At 63.3% G+C, this 14,856-nt stretch carries 11 protein-coding genes and 1 pseudogene; 7 read left to right on the top strand and 5 right to left on the bottom strand.

Going from position 1 to position 14,856, the window contains the following annotated elements:
* Positions 1-4 precede the first annotated feature (4 nt).
* Positions 5-1,585 carry a redoxin domain-containing protein gene (locus HWX44_RS09690; protein ID WP_175974399.1) on the bottom strand — a complete coding sequence of 527 codons (1,581 nt, stop codon included), beginning with the start codon at positions 1,583-1,585 and terminating at the stop codon, positions 5-7.
* A 169-nt stretch (positions 1,586-1,754) separates the two neighbouring features.
* Here HWX44_RS09690 and HWX44_RS09695 point away from each other — a divergent pair, with 169 nt between their 5' ends.
* The 3 genes from HWX44_RS09695 to HWX44_RS09705 are packed head-to-tail and all read left to right on the top strand — an operon-like array spanning position 1,755 to position 3,206.
* Positions 1,755-1,961 (top strand): hypothetical protein, encoded by a 207-nt coding sequence (locus HWX44_RS09695; RefSeq protein WP_049157090.1) that lies wholly within the window; start codon positions 1,755-1,757, stop codon positions 1,959-1,961.
* 7 nt (positions 1,962-1,968) lie between these two features.
* Positions 1,969-2,577 (top strand): sigma-70 family RNA polymerase sigma factor, encoded by a 609-nt coding sequence (locus tag HWX44_RS09700; RefSeq protein ID WP_046648380.1) that lies wholly within the window; start codon positions 1,969-1,971, stop codon positions 2,575-2,577.
* Positions 2,574-3,206 carry an anti-sigma factor gene (locus tag HWX44_RS09705; protein ID WP_175974401.1) on the top strand — a complete coding sequence of 211 codons (633 nt, stop codon included), beginning with the start codon at positions 2,574-2,576 and terminating at the stop codon, positions 3,204-3,206. Before HWX44_RS09700 ends, HWX44_RS09705 begins: the two co-directional genes overlap by 4 nt.
* Before the next feature lie 3 nt (positions 3,207-3,209).
* On the opposite strand, the gene pdxR is transcribed toward HWX44_RS09705, so the two are convergent.
* A complete protein-coding gene (gene pdxR, locus HWX44_RS09710; protein WP_175974403.1) occupies positions 3,210-4,511 on the bottom strand; it encodes a MocR-like pyridoxine biosynthesis transcription factor PdxR in 1,302 nt (433 codons plus the stop codon).
* Positions 4,512-4,592: 81 nt separating this feature from the next.
* Between pdxR and pdxS the strand changes: the two genes are divergently transcribed.
* The 3 genes from pdxS to ppc all read left to right on the top strand — a co-directional run bounded on the left by pdxS (position 4,593) and on the right by ppc (position 9,043).
* Entirely contained in the window at positions 4,593-5,495 is a 903-nt protein-coding gene (gene pdxS / locus HWX44_RS09715; protein ID WP_049157099.1) for a pyridoxal 5'-phosphate synthase lyase subunit PdxS, read from the top strand.
* Between the two features lie 5 nt (positions 5,496-5,500).
* Positions 5,501-6,298 (top strand): pyridoxal 5'-phosphate synthase glutaminase subunit PdxT, encoded by a 798-nt coding sequence (gene pdxT, locus HWX44_RS09720; RefSeq protein WP_175974405.1) that lies wholly within the window; start codon positions 5,501-5,503, stop codon positions 6,296-6,298.
* Between the two features lie 75 nt (positions 6,299-6,373).
* Positions 6,374-9,043 (top strand): phosphoenolpyruvate carboxylase, encoded by a 2,670-nt coding sequence (gene ppc, locus HWX44_RS09725; protein WP_070517485.1) that lies wholly within the window; start codon positions 6,374-6,376, stop codon positions 9,041-9,043.
* A 253-nt stretch (positions 9,044-9,296) separates the two neighbouring features.
* Here ppc and HWX44_RS09730 read toward each other — a convergent pair whose 3' ends face one another.
* From HWX44_RS09730 to HWX44_RS09740, 3 genes and pseudogenes are all read right to left on the bottom strand, one after another.
* Positions 9,297-9,932: an HNH endonuclease signature motif containing protein gene (locus tag HWX44_RS09730; RefSeq protein ID WP_254868172.1), complete on the bottom strand. Its 636-nt coding sequence runs from the start codon at positions 9,930-9,932 to the stop codon at positions 9,297-9,299.
* Between the two features lie 409 nt (positions 9,933-10,341).
* Positions 10,342-12,376, bottom strand: a pseudogene (locus HWX44_RS09735) (M3 family metallopeptidase).
* 52 nt (positions 12,377-12,428) lie between these two features.
* Complete coding sequence (locus HWX44_RS09740; protein WP_175974407.1) at positions 12,429-13,796, bottom strand: PepSY-associated TM helix domain-containing protein; 1,368 nt, start codon at positions 13,794-13,796, stop codon at positions 12,429-12,431.
* Between the two features lie 705 nt (positions 13,797-14,501).
* On the opposite strand from HWX44_RS09740, the gene HWX44_RS09745 reads away from it, so the two are divergent.
* Complete coding sequence (locus HWX44_RS09745; protein ID WP_046648373.1) at positions 14,502-14,684, top strand: hypothetical protein; 183 nt, start codon at positions 14,502-14,504, stop codon at positions 14,682-14,684.
* Positions 14,685-14,856: the final 172 nt, after the last annotated feature.

The following is a 14,856-nucleotide window of genomic DNA, read 5'->3' on the forward strand; positions in this document are numbered from 1 at the left end:
CACGCTAGCCAAAAGTAAAGGAATACAGCGAGAGGCCTTCGCTTACTTCCAGCTCGATTGTTTCGGTGTGATTGTCCGGTTCCCTGACGAGATCCACCGTGCCGTCCTCGGTGATGTCGAAGGTGCGGACCGAACCATTCGCGCGGTGCACGCGAACCGTTCCTTGCCCTGATGCCACGAGCTGTACCCAGGCGGCGCGATAATTCAGTCGCAGCCGCGCGTTAGGTCCGGCGGTGATGGGCTGGTCGGCCAAAGTCCACGTCCCGCCCAGCGAATACTGACCTAACGGCGGCTCGCTCGTGGTGAACTGGTGCGTGCCGTCGTGGTAATCGGGGTTGGTGAAATACTGTGCGCGTGCGGTGCCGAGGTAGGTCTCCGGCGAGCGCGGAGCGCTGTGAGCATCGGCGGCTTCAATGGGCTCAGGCAGTTCTATGCTGGGGTCGCGCTCGAGGAGAAGCTCACGAATGAGGCGCTCGGTCTCGGCGTAGTCGCCCTCGCCGTGGTGGGATTGGCGCAACATGCCGTGCTTGTCGACGAGATAGTGCGCCGGCCAGTACCGATTCCCAAAGTTCTTCCACGTGGCGAAGTCATTATCCTGTGCCACTGGATACTCGATTCCCTGCTCGCGGGCCGCACGGCGCACGTTGTCGACCTCGTGCTCGAAGGCGTACTCCGGTGCGTGGATGCCGATGATGTCGAAGCCGTAGTCCTTGTAATGCGCATAGAGCTTGGTCAGGTGCGTGTTGTTGCGCTGGCAGTTGATGCAGGCATAGGCCCAAAAATCGATGAGCGTGACCTTGCCGGAGGTCCGCGGATCGACGGGCGCATCCGTGTTGAACCAGCCGGTCAGCCCCGCGAACGCGGGCACGGGGGTTCCTTCGGCTGTGAGGGTGGCCTGTTCAACGGGCGTGGCGTCGGTGTTGATACTGGGGAGCTTCTGCTGCAGCCACGCGGGCGCGCCGAGTGAGATGGCGCCGGCCATGGCGATCACCACAATTCCCGCGGTGACGCGTACCTCGCGTTGGTGGGAGCGGAAAGCATCGACGCGTTTGCCCACCTCGTTGCCGCCTAAGGCGAAAGCCAGCAGCGGGATCGCCACGCCGAGGGCGAAGGAGAGACAGAGGAGGAGGATGGGGGCGTCGACAGTCCCGGTGGCGCCCGCCACGGAGATTGCGGCCAGTGCTGGGCCCGCGCAGGGAACGAAGACAGCCCCCATGGCTAGGCCAACGACGAAGCCGCCCTTGTCGCGGGCTGTGGCTTGCAAGCCGCCAGCTTTCGGGAGCTTCTGGAAAGGCCACTCGAGGGCTTCCTGAACGCGAGGGAACACCATTCCCAGGCCCACGAGAACGAGCAGCGCGATTCCCACTTTCCACAGGACGTCGGCCGGGAGGCCCAAGGCATTGAGCAGCGTTGTGGCAAACAGCGTGACGAGGCTGAAACTTGTGACGAGTCCGCCGACGACCTGCCATGGCCGCCACCGTGAGCCGCCGCTGACTGCGAGGACCAGCGGCAAGACCGGCAAGATGCAGGGCGAGATGCCGGTGATAAGGCCACCGGTAAACCCGATGAATAGCGTAGATAACATCCTGTGCTCCTTCGCTTGTGATGCGGTGTGCGTATGCAACTAGTTCGGAACACGAGTGAAAAGCGGATTGCTTTTAAATCCGTCCAATCCGCATCGCAGGGTGGCTCCGAATGGTCAGATACAGGGTCCGGAAAGGCCGGACCCGAAGACCTGAAGAAGGAGTACCGAAATGAAGAAGCTTGTTACCGCCGCCGCTGCACTTGCCGTAGCCGCCAGTGGGCTGGTTGCCTGCAACGACAAGAAGGAAGAGGTGGACATGAAGCCCAGCTCTGAGATGATGGCCCCGAGTTCTGATGCGATGGAGTCGGATTCCATGATGACTGAGGAAATGAAGAGCGATGAGATGATGGCGCCGAGTGAAGAAATGACTAAGTAAAAGTGCCATGTCCGCCCCGCTGCTGGAGGTAAGCTCTACACCCGTGTCTGCGATGTCACCTGATGAACATGCGCGGCTGAACGACCTGCTCGTTCAGACCGCTGCGGCAGACAAGCATGCCTTCAGCGCGCTATACGACGCCCTCGCGCCCACCGTGTACAGCGTGTGCCTGAGCGTTCTGCGCAATCCTGCCTTAGCCGAAGAGGTTGCCCAAGATGTCTTCGTTGAGGTGTGGACTTCCGCTGCGAAATTTGACCCGCAGCGGGGAAACGCGCGGTCGTGGGTGGGCAGGTTGGCGCATGGGAGGGCCGTCGATAAGCTGCGTAGCCACGTTGCTGCAGTGCAACGTGATGACCGCGACGCGCTGTTGGACCAGGCTACCTACACCGAGCCTCTTGAAGATGAGGCCCTAGGACATGTCGAAGCGCAGCGCCTGCGCTGGGCCATCGACGAGATTGGGGAGCCGCATTCCACCGCGGTAGCCCTCGCATTTTTCAATGGCTTGACGCATGCTGAACTGGCAGAATCAACGGGAGTACCGCTGGGTACGGCGAAGACGCGCGTGCGCGACGGCGTTAAGAAGCTAAAAGCGATTCTCGGAAAGGAGGGAAGATGAGCAATACGCATGAGTTTTCTGATGAGACTTTCGACGACTTCCTCGATTCCCTCCCAGACGTGCATCCGCCAGCGCGAATGAAAGATGCTGTCGTTGCGGAAATTGACGGTGGCGAAGCTGCTGAGGTCATCGAGCTTCCACGCCGCCGCTGGCGGGCCTTCGTAGCGGTGCCGGCTGCCGCCGCAGTGCTCGTCGCAGGCGTGGTAGCCGCGCCGCAGCTCTTGCAGTTGGGGCAGCAAGATGCACCGGATAGCGCGCAAGTAGAGGCTGAATCGCCGGGCGAAAAATCCATGCACGACATCATGGGCGCAGAGGACCTTATGCAGGGCAATGCGGATGCCTCGGGAGCGCAACTGGATATCGTTTCCTCCGCCTCGATGGCGAAATCCGGCGCGATGGTCGATGGCCAGCCGCAACTGGCCGACGGCATGGGCGCCCAGGTGTGGGCAGTCAGTGCAGATGGTGAGATGGCCTCAGCCGGGGTTATCGGTCAGGACCCACACGATGGGGTGTGGATGCCCTTCGACGGTGCCGCGGTCAAAGTCATGGTCACCGAGGAACCTGCAGGCGGCAGCATGCAACCGACGGGCCGTACCCTCGCCACCGTTACTTTGGCCAGCGCCGGCTAGGGCTCAGTCCGCTAAAGCCTGCTTGACCAGCTCCAGCGCGGCGGCGAGTTCGACGTCGCTCAAATGCCCAAAGCCCAAGACCACGCCTTCTTCGGCAGGTGCGCCGCCCCAATAATCGCGCAGCGGGGTGAGCGTTAGCCCTAGGGAAGCCGCGCGGTCGACCACGGCGTTATCGCACAGCAACACCGCATGGAGCCCGCCGTGGATGGGCAGAAGGGTAGCGGGGGCGTCTTCCAGCGCGGCTTGGACGAGGTCGCGGCGGCGCTTGTAGGCGCGGCGCATCCGCCCGGTATGCCGCCGCAGCGCACCGCTGGCCAGATAGTTCGCCAACGCCGCCTGGGGGATAGCGCCGACAGGCTGGCCGAAGACCTCCCGCACGCGGTCCACGCCCGCGCGCAGGTTCGGCGGCACGACCAGATAGCCGCAGGCAATCGATGGCGAAATCACCGAGGAAAACGTGCCCAACAACACCGTGTGCTCCGGGGCGAGTGCGGTCAGCGCGGGCAAAGGCTGGCCGACGTAGCGCAGCTCGGAATCGAAGTCATCCTCGATGATGAGCACGTCGTTGCTGCGTGCCCACTCGACGAGTTCCGCGCGCCGGGCCGCCGGCAGCGAACCGCCATAGGGGTGCTGGTGGGAGGGGGTGACGATGAGAACGTCGAGGTCAACGGTGGGGACGGTGACGCCGTGGGCGTCGGTGGGGACGTCGACAAGCGTGTGGCCCAAAGCCTGGGGGACGCGGCGCAGGCTGGGGGAGCCGGGGGACTCCACGCCCACGCGCAAGTGGCCGCCCAGCGCGCGCAGCAGCACCGAGAGCCCGTCGCGGGCGCCGGCGGTGATGACGACGTAAGCCGGGTCGACGGTGAGCCCGCGCATGTGGCGCAGGTGCGCGGCCACCTCGCGGGGAAGATCGCCGGAAGGATTCACCGCGGCCTTGCGCCACGCCGCCCTCCATTCGGGGGTGATGATTCCGGCCGTATCGGGCAAGCCGGGGGTCAACTCCACGCGCGGTGGGGCAGAGCTGGGCCGCGGCGCGGGGTGAGGCTGTGGGGTGCGCCCATGGGGCAGGTGCGGGTTGATGACTGTGCCCGAGCCAACCGACGCGGTGAGGTAGCCCTCGGCGGTGAGCTGCTCGTAGGCGGTAACCACGCTGCCTCGGGAAATGCCCAGATCGCGCGCCAGTGAACGCGTCGACGGCACCTGCTCGCCGGGCAGCAAAATGCCCGCCGCGACTTGGGTGCGGAGGGCTTCGGCAATCTGCACCGGCAGCGCGCGCGTATCAGATGGATCGAGGCGGAAAGACACGACCCCATCATAAGTGGTCTAATTCAACACTCTAAAAATGGCTCTTGTCTTGGACCAATTTTCTGGGCCACTATGTGAGCCATGACTGAACAGAAGATTGAACAGGGACGCGCCACCACGCGCGTCAAGCGTGGACTGGCTGACATGCTCAAGGGCGGCGTCATCATGGATGTAGTCACCCCGGAGCAGGCCCGAATTGCTGAGGACGCAGGTGCGTCCGCCGTCATGGCGCTCGAGCGCGTGCCGGCCGATATCCGCGCCCAGGGCGGCGTGGCCCGCATGTCTGACCCGGACCTCATCGAGGGCATCGTCAACGCTGTGGACATTCCGGTGATGGCGAAGGCCCGCATCGGCCACTTCGTGGAGGCGCAGATTCTCGGCGAGCTGGGCGTAGATTTCATCGACGAGTCCGAGGTGCTCAGCCCGGCCGACTACGTCAACCACATCAACAAGTGGGATTTCGACGTGCCTTTCGTCTGTGGCGCAACCAACTTGGGCGAGGCCTTGCGCCGCATCACCGAGGGTGCGGCCATGATCCGCTCCAAGGGTGAGGCCGGCACTGGCGACGTCTCCGAGGCCGTCAAGCACCTGCGCACCATCAAGGGTGAAATCGCGCGCCTCCAGAACCTCGACCGCGACGAGCTCTACGTCGCAGCCAAGGAGTTGCAGGCACCGTATGACCTGGTTGCTGAGGTCGCGGAGACCGGCAAGCTGCCGGTCGTACTGTTCGTCGCTGGTGGTGTGGCTACGCCTGCCGACGCCGCCCTCGTCCGCCAAATGGGCGCCGAAGGCGTCTTCGTCGGCTCCGGCATTTTCAAGTCCGGCGAGCCTGCGAAGCGCGCGGAGGCCATCGTGAAGGCGGCGACCCTCTACGACCAGCCGGCCGAGCTGGCCAAGATCAGCCGCGGCCTAGGCGAGGCCATGGTGGGCATCAACGTCAACGACATCCCCGCCCCGCACCGCCTGGCAGAGCGCGGTTGGTAACCGCGGTGCGACCACACGTTGGTGTCCTCGCGTTGCAGGGCGGCGTGGAGGAACACCTCGCCGTGTTGGAAAGCCTCGGCGCTGAAACGCGCCGGGTGCGCCTGCCGCAGGATCTCGACGGGCTGGACGGAATCATTCTGCCCGGCGGAGAGTCGAGCACCATCGATAAGCTGGCGCGCTCTTTTGGCGTCGCCGAGCCGCTGCGCCGTGCTGTCGAGGGAGGGCTGCCGGTCCTGGCCACCTGCGCGGGGCTCATCTACAGCGCTCGCGAGCTGGAAAACCCCGCGCCGGGCCAGCAGACGCTGGGGCTTATCGACGTCACCGTGCGCCGCAACGCCTTCGGCAACCAACGCTTCTCCGAGGAGCGCATCGTTCCCGTCGCGCTGCAAGGTCAGCGGCCCGATCTAGAGGCCTCAGAGGTCGGGGCACGGCGCCGGGACGCCGAGGCTCATGGCATAGGACCCCGAAGCATCACGCTCGATATTGAGGCGAGCTTCATCCGCGCGCCCATCGTTACCCGCGTGGGCGACGGTGTCGAGGTCATCGCCACCCTGCCTGCCCCTGCGCTTGGTTCTGTGGCTGGTGGAGCGACAAGGGCTGGTGGCGCGATAAGTAGCAGCGGGGCCATCAGTGCGGGAGTGGGCGGCAAAGGTGGTATGACACACGCAGATTGCGCCAGACATGATGGGGCCGAAGTGATCGTCGGTGTGCAGCAGGGACGCGTCACAGCGCTGAGCTTCCATCCGGAAGAAAACGGTGACTCGCGCCTCCACGCCACGTGGCTCGCTTCTTTTGCTAAATAACTATCGCCCGATAGTGCTCTGGGCTACATTGAGATGTGCTAGCTGAACACATCACTCTCAGAAAGGCTCCTCGCCGTGAGCACACCCGCCCCAGAACAAGTCCGCGAAGACATCCGTTTCCTCGGCCGGGTGCTCGGCCGGGTCATCGCGCAGCAGGAAGGCGAGGACGTTTTTGAGCTCGTCGAATCCACCCGCCGCATGGCCTTCGACATCGCCCACGGCGATGCCAAGCCGGAAGACCTCGTCGCTATCTTCCGCGACCTCGACATCACCAAAGTCAACCTCGTGGCGCGAGCGTTCAGCTATTTCGCGCTCATCGCGAATCTAGCGGAGGACTTGGATGACGAGTCCGTCGAGGCGCCGGTTTCCCTGCGCAAGACATTCGCCAAGCTCAAAGAAGAAGGCGTCGCGCCCGCCGATGCCGCCTCCGTCATCCGAGGCGCTCACGTCGCCCCCGTTCTCACCGCGCACCCCACCGAAACCCGCCGCCGCACCGTCTTCGATACCCAGACCCGCATCAAGAATCTCCTCAAGGAAGCTCACCGCGGCGGCGACATGGCGGCGATCGAGAAGGAAATGTACCTGCGCATGACTCTGTTGTGGCAGACCGCGCTGATTCGTATTGCCCGCCCTACCCTCGAAGACGAGATTGACGTCGGCTTGCGCTACTACAAGCTTTCACTGCTCGACCAGGTTCCCGCCCTCAACCGCGCCATTCGCCACGCCATGCGTGAGACCTTTGGCCAGCAGCTTCCCGATTCCCCCGTCGTCCGCCCCGGCTCCTGGATTGGTGGCGACCATGACGGCAACCCCTTTGTTAACGAGCACACCTTGACCTACGCCACCCGCAAGGCCGCGGCGACGGTGCTGCAGTACTACGCCGACGAGCTCGGCGAGTTGGAGCGCGAGCTCTCCCTGTCGGATCGATATTCCTCCAGTTCCAAGGAACTGGGCGCGCTTGCCGACGCCGCCCACAACGACGAAAAATCCCGCGTCGACGAGCCCTATCGCCGGGCCATCTTCGGCATCCGGAAGAAGGTGCTGGCGAGGTTGGAGGGGGAGGCGTCGCCAAGCGCGTATGCGTCGCCGGAGGAACTCAAGCGGGACCTGGACGTGATCGACCGTTCGCTGCGCCAGTTCAACGATGACATCATCGCCGATGACCGCCTTGCCCGATTGCGCTCGGCGGTGACGACGTTTGGCTTCCACCTTTCGACGCTGGATATGCGCCAGAATTCGGAGTCCTTTGAGAACGTTCTCACCGAGATTTTCGCCGCGGCCACCATCACCCCGGACTACCGCGCGCTGGGGGAGGAGGAGAAGGTCGCGCTGCTCGTGCGCGAGCTGCAGACCAATCGGCCGCTGCTTTTCCCCGGTGCTGAGAAGGAATTCACCGAGGATACCGCGAAGGAGCTGGGCATCTTCCGTGCGGCGGCGCGCGCTGTGCGGGACTTTGGGCCGGAGTCGGTGTCGCACTGCATTATTTCTATGACGGGAACCGTCTCCGACATTCTGGAGCCGATGGTGCTACTCAAGGAGGTGGGACTGAGCGAGGTCGATGTGGTGCCGCTATTTGAGACCATCGAGGATCTGAAGGCGGGCGCCGGCATCCTGGAGAAGCTGTGGCAGGTGCCCGTTTATCGCGCGCATCTGCGCTCGCGCGGGGATATCCAAGAAGTCATGTTGGGGTACTCGGATTCCAACAAGGATGGCGGCTACCTGCAGGCAAACTGGGCGCTGTACGACGCCGAACTGGCCCTGGTTGAGTTGTGTTCGCGTCATGGCGTAGAGCTGCGCTTGGCACATGGCCGCGGTGGCGCGGTGGGCCGCGGCGGTGGTCCGACCTATGACGCGATTTTGGCGCAGCCGAAGGGTGCGGTGTCGGGTTCGGTGCGCATTACCGAGCAGGGTGAGGTGATTTCTGCGAAGTATGGAGCTCCGGAGACCGCGCGCCGCCACTTGGAGGCGTTTGTTTCCGGAGCGCTGGAGGCATCGTTGTTGGATACCGAGCCCATTACGGATCCGGAGCGCGCCTACGAGATCATGCGCGAGCTGGCGGCGTTGAGTGGCGTGGCCTACCGCCAGCTTGTCGACGACCCCGGGTTCATCACCTACTTCACCCAGTCCACCCCGCTGCACGAGATTGGTGATCTCAACTTGGGCTCGCGCCCGACCTCGCGCAAGCAGACCACCGCGATTACGGATTTGCGTGCGATTCCTTGGGTGCTGTCGTGGTCACAATCCCGCACCAACATCCCGGGCTGGTTCGGCGTGGGCAGTGCGGTGACGGCGTGGGTGCAGCAAGCCTCCGGAGGGGAGGTTTCGGGGAGCGAGGAGAAGCGCTGGGAGGAGCTGCGCGAGCTGTACCGCACGTGGCCCTTCTTCCGTTCTGTGTTCGCGAACATGGCGCAGGTCATGGCTAAGGCGGAGATGCAGCTGGCGCGCCTGTATGCCAACTTGGTCGACGACAAAGAAATCGCGGACCGTATCTACGGCCTGATTTCCGAGGAGTTTGAGCGCACCCGCGAGGTCTACCTTAAGGTCACCGGCAACGCGGAGTTGGTTAGTGAGAACCAACGCCAGGCGCGGTCGCTCAAGCGTCGCTACCCGTACCTGCTTCCGCTTAACGCCATCCAGTTAGAGTTGCTGCGTCGCTACCGTAAGGGCGACGACCAATTCCTGGTGTCCAAGACCATCCAGGTCACGATGAACGGGTTGGCCACCGCGCTGCGCAACGCCGGCTAATCCGCCCGCCCGCCACACCGCACATCCGGCCCAACCGCTCGGCCCGTCAACCCCCACGTCCGTTCAACCCGCACGGCCCACATTCCTGCGGGACAGGCTTGAGCGCATGACCAGTTCCCTGAGTTAAGCCGGCACGCCGAATGCCCCGCGAGGAAGTGATTTCCTGCGGGGTACGACCAAACAGTGCTGGAAGAGTGCCCTGGCGGAGCGGGGCACACTGGTGCGCAAGATGACCTTGAGGTTTGTTGAAGCGTTAGTTGAAGGCGCTGGTGAAGACCGGCGCGGCGTCGTATGGCGGGATCCATGCCACCCGCCCGCCGATGCGATCCATGTGGCCGCGTGAGGGCGGGGCATCGGGGTCATCGTCGTTGACGCCATTATGGTAGGGGCACAGTGGCACCAGGTTGAGGATGTTGGTGGGCCCGCCGCGGGCCCAGGCCTTGATGTGGTGGATCTGGCACTTCTCAAAGGGAACCTTGCAGCCTTCCCAGGCGCAGCAAGGATTCTCTGCTGCCAAGGCGAGGCGCTGCTTGGCGGTGGCGAAGCGCTGGAAGCGGAACACATCGAGCGGGCCATGCTCGCGGCTGACCGCCACGATGATCCCCTTGTCCAGCAAAGCGCGCTCCACCAGCTGCGATCCGGTCATCGTCGCGCCACTGGTGGTGCGGACGATGAACTCTTCGCCGTCCTTGTCGGTATTGCCCTTGAGCAGCTCGGCGTAGTCATCAAGCTGCAGGACCGCCATGGTGGCAACCTCAGTCTTGACGCCACCGCCGTCCAGATTCTCCAAGAAACTCTCGCCGGGGCGTTCCTGGTCGATGCCTGAAGACGCGTGCGCACGAGTCGGTGATCGTGAGCGTACAGCCGCCGCTGTGGTTGCGCTCGGCATAGGCGCGATCTGGCGCTTTGCGCGCTACCTTTCACCAGCTCCGCGCTGGTCTGGCATCTCCACACGCAATCCCACGCTGTGGTGGTCCCGACTGGACAGGCTCGATGACGCAGACAGCCTCGTCCGCGCCGGCGCGCTTTTCGCTGCGCCTTCTTCGTCGAGGATGTGTACCCGAAGTAGGTGTGGTGGAGGGAGAGGAACACGGTGGCGTCGGCAGGCGTGGCGCCGAGGGCCACCAAGTCAGATTCAGACAGGCCCGCGCACTCGGCCACCAGGTCAATGGCGCGGCCGAGGGCGGCGAAGAACGTCTGTAATCTCATACCCCGCAGCCTAAAAGCACTCCACCCCACCCCCAAGCCCCGAACTAGCCATCCGATGAAATCTGTGGATAGCTAGTCGGCACTCGGCTTTAGGCGCCGGCGAGGCCGCGGCGCTTAAGCAGCGGCGTGACGTCCTTGTCGCGGCCGCGGAACTCGCGGTAGGCCTCCGTGAAGTCGCGAGACGCGCCCTTCGACAGGATGACATCGCGGAACTTCTGACCGGCCTCGCGCAGGTCGGTTTGCTCTTTGAACCACTCGAAACCATCGGCGTCGAGCGCTTCGGCCCACAGGTAGGAGTAGTAGCCCGCCGAGTAGCCGCCGGCGAAGATGTGGTTGAAGTAGGTCGAGCGGTAGCGAGGCGCGATGAGCTCGTTATCCAGCCCGGCCGCGCGCAGGGCTTCGGCCTCAAATTCGGCGACGGCCTCCGGGGTAGCCTCCAACTTGGCGGCCTCGGCAGCACTTAGGGAATGCCACGCGAGGTCGATGATCGACGCTCCCAGATACTCCGAGGTAGCGAAACCCTGGCCGAACTCGGAGGCGGCGGAGATAGCGTCGAGAAGCTCGTCCGGAATAGGTTCGCCCGTCTCGACGTGGCGGGCGTACTCCTTGACCAAGTTCTTATCGAGCGCCCAGTTCTCGTTGATCTGCGAGGGGAACTCCACCCAGTCGCGCGGGACGTTGGTGCCGGCGAAGGTGGGGTAGCGGACGTCGGAAAGCAGGCCGTGCAGGGCGTGGCCGAATTCGTGGAAGACGGTGCGGACCTCGTCCATGCTCAGCAGCGGCTGGGAGCCGTCGGCGGGCTTGGTGATGCCCATGACGTTGACGATGACCGGCTTGCGCTCCAGCAGACGGGACTGGCCCACGAACTCGCTCATCCATGCGCCGCCGCGCTTGGTGGGACGCCCGAAGTAGTCGGTAAGAAGAAGACCGATTCCTTTATCTCCGTGATTGACGTCTCCGTCAATCACCTCCCACACGCGAACGCCCTCCGCGTAACCCTCGAGGTCATCGCGCGGAATGACGGAAATGCCGTAGAGGCGCTCGGCGGCGGCAAAGACGCCCTTCTCCAGGACCTGGTCGAGTGGGAAGTACTTGCGCAGCTCCTCCTCATCGAGGGAGAAGTCGCGGGCGCGGACCTTGGATTCCCAATAAGGCCAGTCCGCGGAGCTGAAACCCTGGCCGTTGAGCGTTGCTTCCTCCGTGAGGAGCTTCTGCTCGCCTTCGGCGTTGGCCGCGGCGGCGGGGGGCGAGGTCGAAGAGCATGGTGCGGGCGGCGTCGGCAGTCGCGGCGGTTTCCTCGGCGATGACGTAGTCGGCATGCGTGGCAAAGCCCAGCAGCTCGGCTCGCTCGGCGCGCAGCTGCACGGCCTCGATGAGCCCCGGGATGTTGTTCTCGGAGCCCCTGCTTGCCGACGCCGCATACAGCCTCCCCCTCGCATCCTCCCGCGCCAGACGGCTCAGCTCCGACTGCACGGTCGGCAGCTCCAGCGGGATGACGAAGCCCTCGCGGCCTAGTGCTTCGGCATCGGCCTTGGCGGAGGCGATGCGCTCGGCGGGCAGGCCCTCGAGTTCTTCCTCGGTGAAGGAGACCGCGCGCTCGCGGGTAGACGCCATGAGGTTGCGGCCAAATTCTTCAGAGAGCGCGGAGAGGCGCTGGTTGATCTCGGACAGGCGGGCCTTGCCGGCAGCGTCGAGGTCCGCGCCCTTGCGGGCAAAGGTGCGCAGGAGGTGGTCGTGGAGGCGCTGGCCTTCCGCGTCGTCGGCAGGCGGCGTGGCCTCCTTGATGCGCGCGTAGAGCACCTCGTTCTGGTAGATCGCGTCATAGTGCGCGGACAGGCGCGGGTAGATGTCGGCGGCGATCTCCTCCATTTCATCGGTGACATCCGTGCCGGAGAGGTTGCCGAAGACGGCCATGACGCGGTCGAGGTCCTGGCCGGAGCGCTCGAGCGCCTCCACGGTGTTTTCCCACGTAGGCGTGGTGGGGTTGTCGGTGATGGAGGCGATTTCGGCGTCGTGAAGCGCGAGTGCTTCGTCGAAGGCGGGGCGGTAGTGCTCGACCTTGATCTCCGCAAACGGCGGGAGCTGGTAGGGCAGCGTGGAAGGTGTCAGTAGTGGGTTAGTCATAAGAAACTACCGTACCTAATAAGCTCCGCCCTATGTGATGGCTTTCACTAAATTATCCGACCGGGATTGGCGTGCGTTCCCTGCGCGGGGCGGTGGCACGGTTCACAAGGATGACATCGAGAATCAGGAACGCTGCCAAAGTGATTCCTAAGAGCGGCAGGAAGACGCCCACGGTGGCGGCGAAAAGCGCGCCCAACCCTGTGGTGGCCCAGGAGAAGTGGGCAGTCGGGAGGAAGCGTGGGCGACGTTTCCACCACATGTAGTACCCCAGTACTACGAGAGCGGCGGTGGCGAGACCCAGTGCGAGCAGTGCAATCTGCAGTGGAAGGCCGAACATGATGCCCATGTGCAGGTATATGCCCCAGCTGCTGAGCTTGCTAAACAGCGGCAGGCTGGAGAAAGGCTGGCGGTCGATGACGTCGCCGGTAGTGCCATCTACCGAAATTGCATCGGAGGTGGTGCGCCATTCCACCCAGCGTTCGCTGACCTGCCAGGCGGAGTTGGCGTCCTCCGGTGGGTACAGGCGCAGCGGTCCGGTCAGCCCCTCGGCGCGGCCGGTGGCAAGGACACGTTCGGCCTCGGCAGCCACGTTCGCGCTTGACGACGCCCCTCCAACCCCATGACCTTCATGTCCTTCATGGCCGGTGTGCTCATGCGTTTCAGCGGTGGTGCCGGGGAGGGCAGTCTCGATGGGGGTGGCCTTCCAGTTCATGCGCTCGACGAGGGAATCGACGTTGTCGCCGGCCAGACCGGACCAGGTGATGCCGGTGGCAGAGAGGCCAAGCAGACCGATGAAGATCCAGGCGCCAACAGTGGAATGCAGGCGGGTGGCCTTCCAGCGGGCAGAGCGCTTGGGCTGCTGCTGCGCTGCGTTCGAGGTTGCCTTGTTCTTCGGACGGCGGCGAATCCACCACATATAAAGTCCGCCGCAGGCCATGACCCACAACCAGGAAGCGGCCAGCTCCGAGTAGAGCTCACCGACCTTGCCCAAGCGGAAGCTTTCGTGCAGGGAGGAAATCCAGCGGCGCAGCGGCATCTCACCCAGGCCCGAGTAGGTGGGGTAGTCCCCGATGACCTCGGCGTTGGCAGGATTGATGAAGACGGTGCGCTGGAGGCTTTCGTCGATGCTGTCATCGGAAACCAGCACGCGCGTGGAATCCGTCGGTGTTGTGGCTGGCCAGACCTGCGTGACCGGCATGTCAGGGTGTTTGTGCTGCGCGGCCTGGATTTGTTCCTCCAAGCTCACGGGGTGCTCGACCGCCGGAACGGACATGACGTCGCGGTACACCACCTTCTCCAGGGAGGGCGCCATGGCATAGAGGCAGCCAGTCAGGGCCGCAACGAGGATGAAGGGGCCGACGAACATGCCGCCGTAAAAGTGAATGCGCTGAATGAAAGATCGCAGAGCCGTCCGACTCATATGTAGTGCTCTTTTCAGTGTGTACAGGTAGGGCCCGTAGTGGGTGCCTGAGGGTGAATGCTTTCGGGCACTCAAGACGGGCGATGGACAGGCGCTGATATCAACTGCACTACTAGTCGGAGGCGGTGGTTGCTTGGTTCCCGTGGATTGAAAAACTCTCTCTTTTGCTGTGCGGTGTAGCTTTTACAACCTTTGATGAGGTTAGGGGTTTGCATAAGCCGTTGTCGGACTTCAATTGATGGTCGGCTACAGAGATCTGCCAATAGGGATAGCGAGGCTAATCTCATATTGATAGCCTGAGCACATGAGCATTATGAAGATCTGCCCCCCCTGCACGACAACATAAGACTACCGCGGTAGTCATTGCTGGCGTAATGCTGGCAGGCTTTGTGAAGATTCCAACTGCGCATGCGCAAAACTACAACAATCCGTTTCCCACTGAACCCTCCGACTCTTACATCCAAGACTGTGCGAACAATCCGGCTACGTGCAAATTGCCAGAAGGAGTGGCAACTGGTGCATCTCCCGAGAAGCAGGAGGCATGGAACAGATGCTTAGTGGCGATGACCGTTGCTGGTGTTCCTGCGGGCCGGGCGGTGCAAGGAATGCTTAAGGCAATTGCGACCGGAGTTGTAGCGGGTGGCCTAAACGGTTACGCCAGTTGCGACTGGGATGCAATTCTCGCTAAGTAGAGGTGTTGAGAGCATGAAATCATTTTTGGCTGGTTGGATTTTGTCGATAGGCGCGGTACTTATGGTGGGGTATTCCTCTGCTGACTTGATGTGGGTAGTCCGGACGGCCCTACTTACGACGATTCTCTGGGTATCAGCCTATTTCATTTCTAAGAAGCGCCAGATTCAAAAAGTGGATGGCATCGACCGTAGCTGATGCTCCCATGGTTGTACGGGACGCTAGTCACCTGATTTTAGGCAGCGGAGAAATTGCCCAATGGCATCGGAGGAGGAGGGGGTGTTACACCGCCGGTAGAGCGTGAGGTGGGACCATGTCTCGCGTCACGCAGCGGCGTCGAAGGTGACTTGGTGGTTAAGGACGTCTTCGT

The sequence above is a fragment of the Corynebacterium sp. Marseille-Q2823 genome (assembly GCF_903645345.1).
Taxonomy (GTDB): domain Bacteria; phylum Actinomycetota; class Actinomycetes; order Mycobacteriales; family Mycobacteriaceae; genus Corynebacterium; species Corynebacterium hiratae.

Excerpts from the sequence above, each read along its gene's own strand:
- HWX44_RS09690 (WP_175974399.1), bottom strand. The coding sequence starts at position 1,585 with ATGTTATCTACGCTATTCATCGGGTTTACCGGTGGCCTTATCACCGGC.
- HWX44_RS09695 (WP_049157090.1), top strand. The coding sequence starts at position 1,755 with ATGAAGAAGCTTGTTACCGCCGCCGCTGCACTTGCCGTAGCCGCCAGT.
- HWX44_RS09700 (WP_046648380.1), top strand. The coding sequence starts at position 1,969 with ATGTCCGCCCCGCTGCTGGAGGTAAGCTCTACACCCGTGTCTGCGATG.
- HWX44_RS09705 (WP_175974401.1), top strand. The coding sequence starts at position 2,574 with ATGAGCAATACGCATGAGTTTTCTGATGAGACTTTCGACGACTTCCTC.
- pdxS (WP_049157099.1), top strand. The coding sequence starts at position 4,593 with ATGACTGAACAGAAGATTGAACAGGGACGCGCCACCACGCGCGTCAAG.
- HWX44_RS09730 (WP_254868172.1), bottom strand. The coding sequence starts at position 9,932 with ATGCCGAGCGCAACCACAGCGGCGGCTGTACGCTCACGATCACCGACT.
- HWX44_RS09740 (WP_175974407.1), bottom strand. The coding sequence starts at position 13,796 with ATGAGTCGGACGGCTCTGCGATCTTTCATTCAGCGCATTCACTTTTAC.
- HWX44_RS09745 (WP_046648373.1), top strand. The coding sequence starts at position 14,502 with ATGAAATCATTTTTGGCTGGTTGGATTTTGTCGATAGGCGCGGTACTT.